The organism is Photobacterium sagamiensis (assembly GCF_050337085.1).
GTDB lineage: Bacteria > Pseudomonadota > Gammaproteobacteria > Enterobacterales > Vibrionaceae > Photobacterium > Photobacterium sagamiensis.
In genome coordinates this window covers 13,873-27,740 of sequence record NZ_JAKJSP010000017.1, presented here as the reverse complement: position 1 = coordinate 27,740, position 13,868 = coordinate 13,873, and the positions used below count along the sequence as shown (strand labels likewise).

The 13,868-nt window shown below is 47.5% G+C and carries 8 protein-coding genes; 6 read left to right on the top strand and 2 right to left on the bottom strand.

Going from position 1 to position 13,868, the window contains the following annotated elements:
- The first annotated feature begins 96 nt into the window (after positions 1-96).
- On the top strand, positions 97-1,416 hold the full coding sequence (gene shyC, locus L4D76_RS07480; RefSeq protein WP_428440294.1) for a peptidoglycan DD-endopeptidase ShyC: 1,320 nt from the start codon (positions 97-99) through the stop codon (positions 1,414-1,416).
- A gap of 83 nt (positions 1,417-1,499) precedes the next feature.
- Here the strand turns inward: shyC and erpA are convergent, their stop codons facing one another.
- Entirely contained in the window at positions 1,500-1,841 is a 342-nt protein-coding gene (gene erpA, locus L4D76_RS07475) for an iron-sulfur cluster insertion protein ErpA (RefSeq protein ID WP_428440293.1), read from the bottom strand.
- 60 nt (positions 1,842-1,901) lie between these two features.
- The gene (gene clcA / locus L4D76_RS07470; RefSeq protein WP_428440292.1) at positions 1,902-3,305 is read right to left on the bottom strand and encodes a H(+)/Cl(-) exchange transporter ClcA; all 1,404 of its coding nucleotides are present in this window, start codon (positions 3,303-3,305) and stop codon (positions 1,902-1,904) included.
- Positions 3,306-3,520: 215 nt separating this feature from the next.
- On the opposite strand from clcA, the gene hemL reads away from it, so the two are divergent.
- The 5 genes from hemL (at position 3,521) to L4D76_RS07445 (ending at position 13,845) form a co-directional block, all read left to right on the top strand.
- On the top strand, positions 3,521-4,819 hold the full coding sequence (gene hemL, locus L4D76_RS07465) for a glutamate-1-semialdehyde 2,1-aminomutase (protein ID WP_428440291.1): 1,299 nt from the start codon (positions 3,521-3,523) through the stop codon (positions 4,817-4,819).
- 609 nt (positions 4,820-5,428) lie between these two features.
- Positions 5,429-6,514 carry an AI-2E family transporter gene (locus tag L4D76_RS07460; RefSeq protein ID WP_428440290.1) on the top strand — a complete coding sequence of 362 codons (1,086 nt, stop codon included), beginning with the start codon at positions 5,429-5,431 and terminating at the stop codon, positions 6,512-6,514.
- Positions 6,515-6,694: 180 nt separating this feature from the next.
- Positions 6,695-7,714: a 16S rRNA (guanine(1207)-N(2))-methyltransferase RsmC gene (gene rsmC / locus L4D76_RS07455; protein ID WP_428440289.1), complete on the top strand. Its 1,020-nt coding sequence runs from the start codon at positions 6,695-6,697 to the stop codon at positions 7,712-7,714.
- A 257-nt stretch (positions 7,715-7,971) separates the two neighbouring features.
- Entirely contained in the window at positions 7,972-11,361 is a 3,390-nt protein-coding gene (locus tag L4D76_RS07450; RefSeq protein WP_428440288.1) for a response regulator, read from the top strand.
- An 804-nt stretch (positions 11,362-12,165) separates the two neighbouring features.
- Positions 12,166-13,845: an ABC transporter substrate-binding protein gene (locus tag L4D76_RS07445; protein ID WP_428440287.1), complete on the top strand. Its 1,680-nt coding sequence runs from the start codon at positions 12,166-12,168 to the stop codon at positions 13,843-13,845.
- Positions 13,846-13,868: the final 23 nt, after the last annotated feature.

Sequence of the window (13,868 nt, the reverse complement as noted above, 5' to 3'; positions counted from 1 at the left end):
ATAATCAACCATCTTACTTCAATAGAGATGTTTTTTGAAACCAGTTAGACTAGGCGTTGTCTTATTTTTTCCTTTTGCGCTTAAATTACTTTACCAATGTTACTATCGAAACTTGCCCGACTGCCAAGGATGCATCAAATCCTCATCACTTTCCTCAGTGCCTTTGTGGTACTGCTGCTCCTTATTCCGGGTCCTGAAAAAGTCGCCCAGACGGAGCGTAAGTTTGAAATTGGTAAAGCCTACTCGCTGGATCTCAGCCTTGACTCGCATCAGCTAAAACCCGCGATAGAAGATGAAGAACCGCAATATCCGGCTTTAAGATGGAAAAATCACCAAGTACAGTCCGGCGAAAGCCTGGCTGTGGTGTTTGATAACGTCGGATTGAGCCCGGGTACCCTGTATCGTTTAGTCAATGCCGATGAAGGCACCAAAAGCCTGACGTCATTACGTCCGGGCGATACCCTAAAATTTGGCTTTGATGATAAGAATGATCTGATCCAGCTGATCCAACCGAAAAATGCCACCCAGACCCTTGTTATCACTCGGGCTGGAGACACCTTCCATTCCAAGGAAGAAAAGAAAAAAATCGACACCCAATTCAACTTTGCCCAGGCAACAATCACGTCGAGCTTCTGGAATGCAGCAGATAAAGCGGGTTTAACCGCCAACCAGATCATGGAGATTGCAGGCATCTTTGGCTGGGATATCGACTTTGCCCTGGATATCCGTGAAGGTGACAAGTTCTCGGTGCTCTTTGAAGAGCACTTTGTCGAAGGTGACCCCATTGGCCGTGGCAATATCCTGGCAGCCACCTTTACCAACCTGGGCCAGACATTTACCGCAGTACGTAGCGAAGACGGCAAATATTACGATCAAAATGGCAATGCCATGCGTAAGGCCTTCCTCCGTTCACCGATTAATTTCCGTTATGTCAGCTCAAACTTCAATCCACGCCGCCTGCACCCTGTGACAGGTAAGGTAAAAGCCCACCGAGGCACCGATTATGCGGCCCCTGTTGGTACGCCGATCTGGGCAGCAGGCGATGGCGTGGTGTTGAAATCGGGTTACAACCAGTTCAATGGTAACTATGTGTTTATTCGCCATAGCTCTACTTACATCACGAAGTACCTGCACATGACGAAGCGAAAGGTTAAAACCGGACAGCGTGTTAAACAAGGACAGGTTGTGGGGACATTAGGTGGAACCGGGCGCGTTACCGGCCCTCACCTGCACTATGAATTTCTGGTCAACGGCGTTCACAAAAACCCCCGTACGGTGAAATTACCACAAGCGCAGTCGCTGCAAGGCAAAAAGAAAAACGCCTTCCAGAAGCATGCCAGTGAGAGATTAAGCCAGCTAACTCAATTTAGCCAGCTGCTGGCTGACAACAGCCCGTTAATTGCCAACCGGGGCTAATCAGGTCAGCAAAACAAAGCAAACAAAAAAGCCGTCACATTGTGACGGCTTTTCTTTTACCTATTCGGTATCACGCTAAACGTCTACACGCTGAATGATGCGCCACAACCACAAGTAGTGGTTGCATTGGGGTTATTCACGAAGAAACGAGAACCTTCCAACCCTTCAGTGTAATCAACAACACCACCGATCAGATACTGCAGGCTCATGGGATCAACCACCAGAGTCACCCCGCTGTTCTCGATCGTCATATCGCCATCATTCACTTTTTCATCAAAAGTAAAGCCATACTGGAAACCACTGCAACCACCACCGGTGATATAAACGCGTAGTTTCAGCTCCGGGTTTTCTTCTTCGGCGATTAGCGCTTTCACTTTCTTCGCAGCAACATCAGAAAACGTCAGTGGCAAATTGGCATCGCTCATTAAAAACCTCTCAAACACATGCGGTAATTAATCTGATTATCTAATACCTGACTATCTCGTTCAAGTATTCACCACATCAGATCGGTTATCTTGCCGTAATTTTTCTTTCTTAATCGTGCGAAGCAGCAATTGTGAATAAATTGGCTGACCACCTAGCACCTGTGCCAGCATAGTGGCACCCAGGGTCGTGATAATCAATGGTAAGATCAGATCATAATTATTGGTCATCTCAATAACCAGCAAAATACCGGTGATCGGTGCCCGTACTGTCGCGGCAAATAGCGCTCCCATTCCGGCAATCGCAAACATACCGGGTTCCAGTCCTAACTCCGGGAACATTAGCTGAGCAACAGAACCAAAAAAAGTGCCAAACAAGGTGCCCAATGCCAGCATCGGAGCAAAAATGCCACCGGGTGCCCCCGAGCCAAAGCACAATAAGGTCGTTGCCACCCGGGCTAAGAACAAGATCAGCAATAGACTGATACTGTAATCACCATTAGTCGCATTGGGAATAATGGCAATCCCGCCCCCCGTCAATTCTGGCAGATACAACAATATCAAACCAAAACAACCGCCCAGCAAGGTACCGGTGATCAGATAACGCTTACGATCATTGCGGTGAATACGGACAAACAAATCTTGTGACAACGTGATCAGGCGATTGAAAATCACCCCGAACACACCGAAAAACATCCCCAGCAATAAAAATAACCACAGCGCTTTCAGCATTGGTGCGTCATATTGCGGCATCGTGATCACCGCATGCTGACCCTTAATACTGCGAAAAACAATATTCGCAACGATTGCCGAGATCATGACACATTTAATGGAGATCAAACTGTAACGAAATTGTGGACGCATTTCCTCAACCACAAACATAATGCCAGCCAGCGGGGCATTAAAAGCAGCGGCTAAACCACCGGCAGCACCAGAAGCCAACAAAGCATGGCGGCCTTCCTTATCTTTCAAGCGGAAGATATCAGACACCATACGGCCAAGATTTCCGCCCATCTGGACCGTCGGGCCTTCACGGCCCAATACCATGCCGGATCCCAAAGCGCCCAGACCACCGATAAATTTTACCGGTAATACCCGCCACCAGCGAACCGGGCGCATATCATCCATCGCCCCTTCTATTTCAGGGATCCCCGATCCGGCAGCTTCCGGTGCAAAACGATGAACCAAAAAATATCCCACCAGTGCCAGCGATGCACTGATAATAAAAGCCACTAACCACAAGGGAAAAACACTGCTGATCACATCACGCAACCACACGGTGCGTTGCTCCGAAACCCAATGCACCCCGATCTCGAACAAGGTCGCAAGCAATCCGGTTAACAGCCCTACCAACGCGGCAAGAAAAAGAACAGAAACGGGGGTTTTATCGCGAGAAAGAAATCGCCGAACCAGTCCACTAGGTTGCAGGCGTTCAGGCGCAGGAGTGCCTCGGGTGTTATCAGTCATTAGTCAGCCGTATCTTAGAGTAGATTGCTCCGGAAGGAGCAGACAGGAAGGACAAAAGTCGTTCGCAGCAATATTAGCCGACTGAGCCCTATTTTTACACCGTCAATGTTGAAAACTAGCTTTCCATCTGTGACCGAGGTAACGAAAATCAAACTCGCCAAGCTCCCGATATATTAGGTACAATCCCCGGATAAACTAGAAAATAGGACATCACAATGAGCAAATCAGCTGATTTATTTGCTAAAGCACAAAAAACGATCCCAGGTGGTGTTAACTCACCCGTTCGCGCCTTTGCCGGTGTTGGTGGCAGCCCGCTGTTCATCGAGCGTGCTGACGGCGCATATATTTTTGACGCTGATGGTAAAGCGTATATCGACTACGTAGGCTCTTGGGGTCCGATGATTCTGGGTCATAACCATGTCGCTGTTCGTGATGCTGTCATTAAGGCTGCACAGCAAGGCCTGAGTTTTGGTGCGCCAACCGAAATGGAAATCACCATGGCTGAACTGGTTTCTAAGCTTGTGCCTTCCATGGAGCAAGTTCGTATGGTGAGCTCAGGAACGGAAGCCACCATGAGTGCTATCCGCCTGGCCCGTGGCTATACCAACCGTGACAAGATCATCAAATTTGAAGGCTGTTATCATGGCCATGCTGACTGCCTGCTGGTGAAAGCCGGCTCTGGTGCCCTCACCCTGGGCCAGCCAAGCTCTCCGGGCGTACCGGCTGACTTTGCTAAGCACACCTTAACATGTACTTATAACGACCTTGATTCTGTACGTGAAGCGTTTGCCGAGCACCCGGAAGAAGTCGCTTGTATCATTGTAGAACCTGTCGCTGGCAACATGAACTGCATTCCACCCGTTCCGGGCTTCCTTGAAGGCCTGCGTGAAATCTGTGATGAGTTCGGTGCACTATTGATCCTTGATGAAGTCATGACAGGCTTCCGTGTGTCTGAAGGTGGCGCTCAGGGCTATTACAACATCAAGCCGGATCTGACGACACTAGGTAAAATCATCGGTGGTGGCATGCCAGTCGGTGCATTTGGTGGCCGTAAAGACGTCATGCAGTATATTGCGCCAACCGGACCTGTTTATCAGGCTGGCACCTTATCTGGCAACCCGGTTGCGATGGCTGCAGGTCATGCCTGCCTGACTATTTTAACCCAAGAAGGCAACGAGAAGCGCCTGGCGAATACCACTAAACGCCTGGCCGAAGGCTTTAAAGCGCTGGCTGACAAGTATGGTATTCCACTGGCCATCAATCAGGTTGGCGGTATGTTCGGTTTCTTCTTTATCGATCAAGAGCAAGTCACCAGCTATGCTGACGTGACCAAATGCGACATTGAACGCTTCAAGCGCTTCTTTAACCTGATGCTGAAAAACGGTGTCTACCTGGCACCATCAGCCTATGAAGCCTGCTTTACCTCGCTGGCCCATGGCGAAAAAGAAATTGAAGCGACACTCGGTGCCGCAGAGATGGCTTTTGCTACTCTGGCAAAAGAAGCCCAAGCTTAATTCGCTATTTTGACCAGCAGCACCACGATAACTAACAACGCCACTCAAAGAGTGGCGTTGCTTTATCGTCATCCCAAAAACAACCCAGTATCATCTTTCTGCACTATTTATTTACTGCCAGAAACAGATAACAAGCAGACACACGCCGAACATTACCAGACCCGCTAATGGTAACTTGCGTTTTTTCTTGGTGTCACCACCGCAATCACAGCACCCCATAACACTCTACCGAATAAGTTTTTGATTAAAAATGTAATTTGCAGCGTATTCACATTGCTACACATGAGGAATAGATGCGATTATATACCCAAACTACCTCAAGATGCCGAGTTCAGCGAGAATTCAGTACCTTTTAGGCAAGGCAGCCATATGAGCGAATAGCAGTTCTATTTGGAGTAGGCTAACGCAGTATAAAAGGCACTGAAACTCGCCCTTTGGGAGCTCCTCTGGAAACTCACTTCAGCGCAAAATGTGTTTGAAAGGGGATACCATTCCTACACACATTTCGCTTGAATTAAATTCCCAGAGGAAGCTCTGAATCACGCATCTTGAGGTGGTTTGGGTATAAACCACGATCTCTATGGTGTTAACTTATCGAAGGACAAGAAAGTGCCAAAACAGTTTAAAATAGAACCTAGCCACTGGCTGCTAATGGCTGCACTGGGGCTTGCCGCCTATGCCAGCTACCGACTGGTAGAACCCTATCTTGGCCCGATTGTCATGGCGTTTATTATCTCTTTGCTCTATTACCCGCTGCACGCCAGAATAGAAGCCAAGATGCCCAAGAAGCCAAACAGTGCGGCTATGATTTCCTGCACCCTGCTGACTTTTATTCTTGTGATCCCGCTGTTGGTCGTATTCTCCTCCATTGTGCATCAGGGCACCACCTTCTCAAAAGAAAGCTATACCTGGTTATCTGAAGGGGGGGCCAAAGAACTGCTCGCCCATCCTTATGCCCAAAAAGCACTTTTATTAATCGACAAATGGTCACCGTTTGAAGGTATTGATGCCCAGGCGATCCTTCAGAAAATTGCCTTGGCGGCATCTAAATTCGGTTCACAGCTTCTTAATATCAGCGCAAAGATCCTGGGTGATGCAACCAACTTTGTGATCAGTTTTATGCTGATGCTGTTTGTGCTGTTTTTCTTATTACGCGATCACGGCAAGATGGTTAAGGCCTTACGCCACGTTCTGCCGCTGTCCCGCAGCCAGGAAGATGCACTGCTGACCGAAGTTGAACAAGTCGCAAAATCAGCCGTACTCGGATCCTTTCTGACCGCATTAGCCCAGGGCTTTGCCGGTGGTTTTGCCATGTGGCTCGCAGGTTTTCCGGGGCTATTCTGGGGATCGATGATGGCCTTCGCCTCCTTCATTCCGGTATTTGGCACCGCGCTGATCTGGCTTCCCGCTGCCATCTACCTGCTCCTGATCAACCAATGGGAATGGGCGCTATTCCTAAGTGGCTGGGGGATCATAGTCGTGGGATCCATCGACAATATTTTGCGGCCGTTATTAATGCAGGGTAACTCAGGAATGAATACCTTGCTGATCTTCTTCTCGATCTTAGGGGGACTGCACTTATTCGGTTTAATCGGTTTAATTTACGGCCCGATTATTTTCTCCGTCACCTTAGTGCTATTTAAACTTTATGAAATTGAATTTAAAGAATTTCTTGACGCGCAAGATCAAAATTAATTACCGCTAGTATCAATTCGGTCTCGGTCACCGCGAGTATCACTACCATTCACGCGGCCTGGCAGTGCACTCTACCTTATAGCGCCACACTCACCGTGTGGTGCCTATCAGCTTTCCATACTCAGTGTTTTATGGAACAATTCGCGCCCTTAACCTAGTTATGTTTTATTGAGGCCATCTATGTCTTATACCGCCGCGAGCCAGGTCGTTGCCCGCCAGTTAGCGTTTTTTGAAGATCGAAAAGTACTTATCGTCGGCGAGTTAAGCGATGCATTTCCGCTTGAACTAACCAAAGCCGCCAAGTCTGTTGCAATCTTTACCACTAACTATGGCTATTACCGCTCGATGAGCCGTCACGCTGAACTTGAATGTCACTTCGGCGCTCAGCTGGAGGCTTCATTAGACATCGATATGGTCTTAATTTACTGGCCAAAAGCAAAAGCTGAAGCTGACTATCTACTGTCGATGGTACTGGCAAAGTTTGGCCCGAACACTGAAGTCTGCATTGTCGGCGAGAACCGCAGTGGGGTTCGCAGTGCAGAAAAAATGTTTCAGCCATATGGCCCGTTAACCAAGTATGATACCGCTCGTCGTTGTAGCTTTTACTGGGGGCGCTGTGATAATGAAGCGCAGCCATTTGACATCAACCAATGGTTCCGCAGCTATCCCATCAATATTGCCGGTGTCGAGTTAACGGTTCGTTCGCTGCCCGGCGTATTCAGCCACGGTGAATTCGATAAAGGCTCTGAACTGTTATTAGATACGTTACCGTCATTACGCGGCAAAGTACTCGATTTCGGCTGTGGTGCCGGGGTGATCGGTGCTGTGATGAAAGCGAAGAATCCGCGTATCGAGTTAGAACTGTGTGACATCAGTGCTCTGGCTCTCGCCTCCGCCAAAGAGACATTTGAGGTCAACAATCTTACCGCAACCTTTACCGCAACAGATGTCTATTCAGCACTGGAAGGACGGTATAACTATTTAATCAGTAATCCTCCGTTTCACGCTGGTTTAAAAACCTTCTACCGCGCCACCGAAGATTTTATCGCTCAAGCGCCAGACTACCTGGTTGAGGGCGGCAAACTCATTATTGTTGCCAACAGTTTCCTGCGATACCCGCCACTGATTGAACAGAGTCTGGGACAATGCGAGATCAGCGCTAAAACAAATAAATTTAATATATATTCCGCCACGAAATAACTATTACTGTTGCAGGCTGATACCCGCTCAGCCTGCCCGTTATCGGACTGTTTTTACCCCATTGCTCCGTCAACATTGTCAATTTTGTGTATCAGCACACGCTTCCCCACCGACTTACTTGATTGCATAAATAAACTCAGTATAAGTTGCATATACACACAAAACGTCAAAATTTATCCATCACCATGACCCAGGCATTGTTGAAGTTAGATGGCTGACTTCACTCGAATACAATTACGTTAAATTCAGGCATAGAAATGCAGAATACCAAACGATTCAAGCGTCTCCAGCATACTTTGATGCTGGCTTTTTTAGTGCTCAGCATAACCCCACTGACACTATCAGCTTTTTTTTTCCTCAACTCTCACTCTAACGATCTGGCCGAGCAGAGCACCAACCATCTGGCGTCGCTACTGGATAACAAGCAAAAACAACTCAGCAGTTTTTTTGCGGCAAAAGAATCTGAAGTGCAGAGTTTTGCCCGTTCTGAATTATCCAATGCCAGTGGCGGCCGTTTTTATGGCCTGGTGGGTGCCTTTCATCAGCTGGGAGATATAACTGAACTAACAAAAAATACCAGCAACAGTCGCTATTTTACTGAGACACTCACAGAAAAATCGACTAGCGACCTCAGTACAAACTCAGCCAATTATGTTGGTCACGAACGTTATCGACTGATGTATAAACGGTACAACCGAGTTTATCAGGAGTACCTGAAGCGCTCTGATTTCAGTGATATTATGCTGGTTGATATCAACGGAAACATTGTTTACTCCGTTTATAACCACGATATGTTCGGCCTTAATCTGCTCTCGGATGAATCCCCTTTCGATGCCTTAACACAGACCTTTGCCGCCATTGCTGAAAAGACCCAAAAGCATCAGGCTGAGCCTGATCAAGTACCTGTCGTATTTACTGATTTCAGCCAGCTCCCCAATGACGAAGAAACCACCGCGTGGTTTGCCGTTCCAATTATTCAACAAGGCTATTTGCACAGTTACGTCTTTTTTGCATTACGTAATCAGGTGATCAGCGAACTGATTAATGATCGGGACAGTAACAACAACTTCGCCCAAACGCTATTAGTCGGCCCGGATCACCAACTGCGGATCCCGTCCCGTCAGGGCATACCGGAAACACTGAGTAGCCAAAGCATAGAAGCCGCACTGACAGGCAACTCGGGAGTAGGTCGTTTTACTAACTTCAATCAAGTACCGGTACTCAGCGCTTTCTCACAGGTTAATATTCTGGGTTACCCCTGGGCCTTAGTGATTGAACTGCCGGAAGAAGAAGCTTTTGCGCGAATTCGCCAAGTGGAAAAAATCTTTTTCGCAGCCATGCTAACCGCCATCGTTTTCGTCATTATCGTTTCACACTGGCTGTCAAATTCTATCACCGCCCCCTTATTGCGCCTGACCTGGGCTGCGGAACGGGTATCAGCCGGTGACTTAGAACAAAAGATTGAAAGTACAGAGCGTCGCGATGAAATCGGCCGTCTGGCGGTTAGTTTTGCCCGAATGCAGCGTTCTGTCAGGGAGAAAATCACCCTGATCCGTGAGCAAAATAATGAACTGGAACAGAACCTGACCGTTATTCAGCAACAAAATGCAGACTTGCAGATCGCCGATAAATTGAAAGATGAATTTCTGGCCACCACATCACATGAATTACGCACACCGCTTCATGGCATGGTAGGCATTGCCGAATCGCTGCTGGCTGGCGTTAATGGCCCGGTACAAATGTCACAACGCCGTCAGTTGGAAATGTTGATCAATAGCGGGCAACGCCTGACGGATCTGGTTGATGATCTACTTGATTACCACAAAATGCGCTACGGCGATCTTGATATCGAGAAGCATCCCGTCGATCTGGCATCGGCCATCCGGTTGGTCCTGGAATTATCGAGCCACCTGCTGGGCAGTAAGCCAGTCCGGATTATCAACCAGATCCCCGATAATCTTCCCCCGGTCATGGCCGATGAACAGCGCTTAGAACAGGTGCTGTACAACTTGGTTGGCAATGCCATCAAATACACATCGGAAGGAAAAATCGTCCTCTCGGCAACAATACTGGAAAATCAAATTCGTATTCAGGTTGTCGACACCGGCCAGGGAATTCCGGCCGATCAGCTGGAACATATTTTTGAACCGTTAATTCAGGCAAATACCAGCTCTTCCAACTATCGCCAGGGCGCCGGGCTCGGACTATCAATCAGCCGTCAGCTCATTGAGCTAATGGGGGGAAGACTCTATGTCAGCAGCCAGCCGATGGTTGGCGCAACATTCAGCTTTACGCTAAACCAGGCCTCAGCAGACGAGATTGCCAGTAACAGACCAGCTCTGCGCAATAGCCACTTTCAGGCACCAACACTCAATACCACCAGCTGTGAAACGGAAAGTCTGCCGGAAAATCCTGATGGTGAGCTGCTGCTTATCGTCGATGACGAACCCGTAAACCTGCAAGTGCTCAATAATTTCTTACGCCTGGAAGGCTATCGGGTACTCACGGCAGAAAACGGCCCTCAGGCACTTAAATTGCTGGAACAACACCAACCCGCATTGATGCTACTCGATATCATGATGCCGGAAATGAGTGGCTATGAGGTTTGTCTGACCTTACGCAAACAGCATTCACAACTTGAGCTGCCTGTTATCATGCTGTCAGCACTGGGCCAGGTACAAGATCGGATCAAGGGGTTTGAATGCGGGGCGAATGATTACCTGACAAAACCATTCAACAAAGAAGAATTGATCGCCCGCATCGGTGCTCATCTTCAGGCTGGCCAGACAGAGGTTCAACGCCAGAAGAATCAGACCCTGCAACAGGAAATCCAACGCCGGGAGATCATCGAGGAAGGTTTATTAGAAACCCAGAGCCGACTGCTCGGCCTGATGGAGTCGACCAATGAAGCGATCCTGTGCGTCCAGAATGAAGGTCGGATCCGCTACGCCAACAATGCTGCCGGAAAGCTATTTAAACGCGCCCCAGAGCAGCTGGAACGACACAATATCAATGATCTTCTGCTAACCCATTTGCCAGATGATATCAGTAGCAGTCACCACTTTAATGGCAGCCTGACCTATCGGATAGGTGATGAACTGAAGCCACTAGAGACGAATGTGATCAATTTACCGGAAGAATCGGGACTTAAACGGATGTTTGTCTTTGATCTTGACGGGCCTTCCGTACAGCATCGAATCAACACGTTAGAAAGTGCGATTGAGGTACTGTCAGGTTTTGCATTCGATGGTGATAAAAATAACCTTCAGCAGTTACGAGAACTCGGGGGAGAATTCACCCGCCTTGCCGATAAGCTGGGTGACAATGGAAAAAATAAGACTGACATGGTTCGGCAACTACTGGTCGATGTCATGAAAGCAACACTAAACTATTGGGAATCATCGGCCCAGAAGACTAAATTTGAACTGGCCGAGGAAAGTGGTTTATGGCGGGTCTATTTAGACCGCAGTACCCTGCAAACACGTACACTCGATAAGTATCTTCATCTCGAAACGCTACCGAAAACGCCTCGCTGGCGCACTGTAATCAATACTATCGATTTTGTGTTAGAACGTTGTAGTGAACCGTCTTCTGAACGTCATGATGTCAAAGCGATGCGGGACAAGCTGCAGCATATCATCAGTTAAGATCCCCAAACGACTTAAAATAATAGTGACATAACAAAGCCCGCCGATGCGGGCTTTTCTTTATTTGTCGCTCCCGCCCTCTCTCGTTATCTCAGGACTTTCAGTCTTAATTAACCTATACCAATCAAAACAATTATCAGGGTAATTCAGAACGCTTCCCCCCCAAGTCTGACGGTCATACCCATCGGGATATGACTCCCGTTCGGTATCAGATCCGGAGTGAAAAATGTGAATTCCATCAGACTGAAATCATAGATTTACCAAGCAAAAAAAGGGTTTAAAACCGCTAACACACACTCAGAATCACCACAATTCTTGCCGCGAAATCGTTCACAATACGACCATCACAAAGATATTTCAGTTTATGAGAAGCAACTCACAACAAACGCCGATAGAAAAATTCACGACAGGAATTAACTTCAAAACGCCTATTGCGTTACATCACAATATAAACAGAAGCGCCATAAACAACTGAAAATAAAGAGGATAGAAAGAAGTGAATACTTACACACCATATGAAACGTGATTTCTAATATGTGATGGCAGACTCAAAACCATGCCTGACGTAAGTTATCAATTAATGAGAAATTAACGTTTTTGACAGTACGCCCGCATCTTTTAACGTTTTTAACGGGCGACTACATTGACGATTTTGGCTATCCGGAGTCTCCTAATGGAACTGAGAGCCTGCAAGGCCATTCAATAGAAAAGCACTTTTCATTCTATTGAAGCAGGTTCAAGGACTCCCCCCCGGGGGACTCATTTTCCATAAGTGAAACGAAAAGCACAGAGTAAGGAACAGCTATGCTTGCCAATATTAAGAAAACTAAGTTAGCGCTTGCGGTTTTTGCCGCTGCCACCTCAGCATTAACGGCACCGATTGCCACCGCTGCTGAACGAACTGAACTAACAATGGTCCCAAAGTTTTACCCTACATTTGTACGTAACTTTAACCCGTTCCTCCAAACTCAATTAGATACCGTTCAAGACTTTATCTATGAGCCTTTAGTGGTATTCAACGAATTGAAAGGCAACGAGCCGGTGATGCGTTTGGCGACAGACTACTACATGTCTGACGACCTAATGCAGGTGACTTTCGTAATCCGTGATGGGGTGAAATGGTCTGACGGTAAAGCGTATACAGCTGAAGACGTTGCATTTACGTATAACATGCTGAAAAAACACCCTGAACTTGACCGTACCGGTATCAACCAACGCCTGAAATCAGTGACTGCTTCTGGTGATAAAGTTACTTTCAACCTAACTGAAGCAAACTCAAATGTTCCATACCTGATCAATGAAGTATCGGTCGTTCCTAAACATATCTGGAGCAAGATAGAAGATCCTACACGCTTCACTAATGAGAACCCGATAGGTACCGGTCCATTTACTGAAATCGAAACATTCACCCCGCAGCTATACACCCAATGCCGTAACCCACAATACTGGGATAACAGCAACCTCGATGTTGACTGTCTGCGTCTACCGCAAGTTGCAGGTAACGATCAGTTCCTTGGCCAGGTACTAAGCGGTCAATTCGACTGGACGTACTCGTTCATCCCTGATGTTGACAGCACATACGCCGCAGCCAGCCCTGACAATAAATACTGGTACCCTGCAGGTGGTAGCCAGGCCTTCATGTTCAACTACGAGTCGCCGAAAGCGGGTAACAATGAAGCAATCAATAATGTCGATTTCCGTCGCGCCTTCTCTATGGCCATCGACCGTGAAACCATCATCGATATCGCGTTCTATGGCGGCGGTGTAGTAAACGATTACGCTTCAGGTCTAGGTCAGGCATTTGACTCATGGTCTGATAAAGCTGTTCATGAAAAATACAAGCCATTCATGACTTACAACGAAGACAACGCCAAAGCATTGCTGAAAAAAGCCGGCTTTAAAGATATCGATGGCGATGGCTTCGTTGAAACTCCAACAGGTAAAAAACTTGAGCTGGCTATTCAATCACCAAGTGGTTGGACTGACTTCAACAACACCGTACAGCTAGGTGTTGAAATGCTTGAAGAAGTCGGGATCAAAGCGAAAGCAAGCACCCCTGATTTCTCGGTATACAACCAAGCAATGCTTGATGCTAAGTACGACGTTGCTTACACCAACTACTTCCACGGTGCAGATCCGTACACTTACTGGGACAGCGCTTACCACTCACGCTTCCAGGCAAACGAAGGCATGCCTCGCTTCGCGCTTCACTACTGGAAAAATGCTGAGCTAGATAAGTTACTTGAAGGTTTCTACCAAACCGCAGATCGTGGCGAGCAAGTCAAGATGGCTCACAAGATCCAGAAGATCATTGCTGAAAACCAAGTAACAGTGCCTGTCATGTCAGGTGCATACACTTCTCAATACAACACCTCGCGCTTTACTGGCTGGTGGAATGAGAAGAACCCGAAAGGCCGTCCAATGCCTATCACCAACACCCAAGAGCGTCTTCTACAAGTACTTGATCTAAAACCTAAAGCCTAATTTAGGTATTAACTTGCGGTGCG

Coding starts and splice junctions, on each gene's coding strand:
- hemL (WP_428440291.1), top strand. CDS start 3,521: ATGAGCAAATCAGCTGATTTATTTGCTAAAGCACAAAAAACGATCCCA.
- L4D76_RS07445 (WP_428440287.1), top strand. CDS start 12,166: ATGCTTGCCAATATTAAGAAAACTAAGTTAGCGCTTGCGGTTTTTGCC.
- L4D76_RS07450 (WP_428440288.1), top strand. CDS start 7,972: ATGCAGAATACCAAACGATTCAAGCGTCTCCAGCATACTTTGATGCTG.
- shyC (WP_428440294.1), top strand. CDS start 97: ATGTTACTATCGAAACTTGCCCGACTGCCAAGGATGCATCAAATCCTC.
- erpA (WP_428440293.1), bottom strand. CDS start 1,841: ATGAGCGATGCCAATTTGCCACTGACGTTTTCTGATGTTGCTGCGAAG.
- clcA (WP_428440292.1), bottom strand. CDS start 3,305: ATGACTGATAACACCCGAGGCACTCCTGCGCCTGAACGCCTGCAACCT.
- rsmC (WP_428440289.1), top strand. CDS start 6,695: ATGTCTTATACCGCCGCGAGCCAGGTCGTTGCCCGCCAGTTAGCGTTT.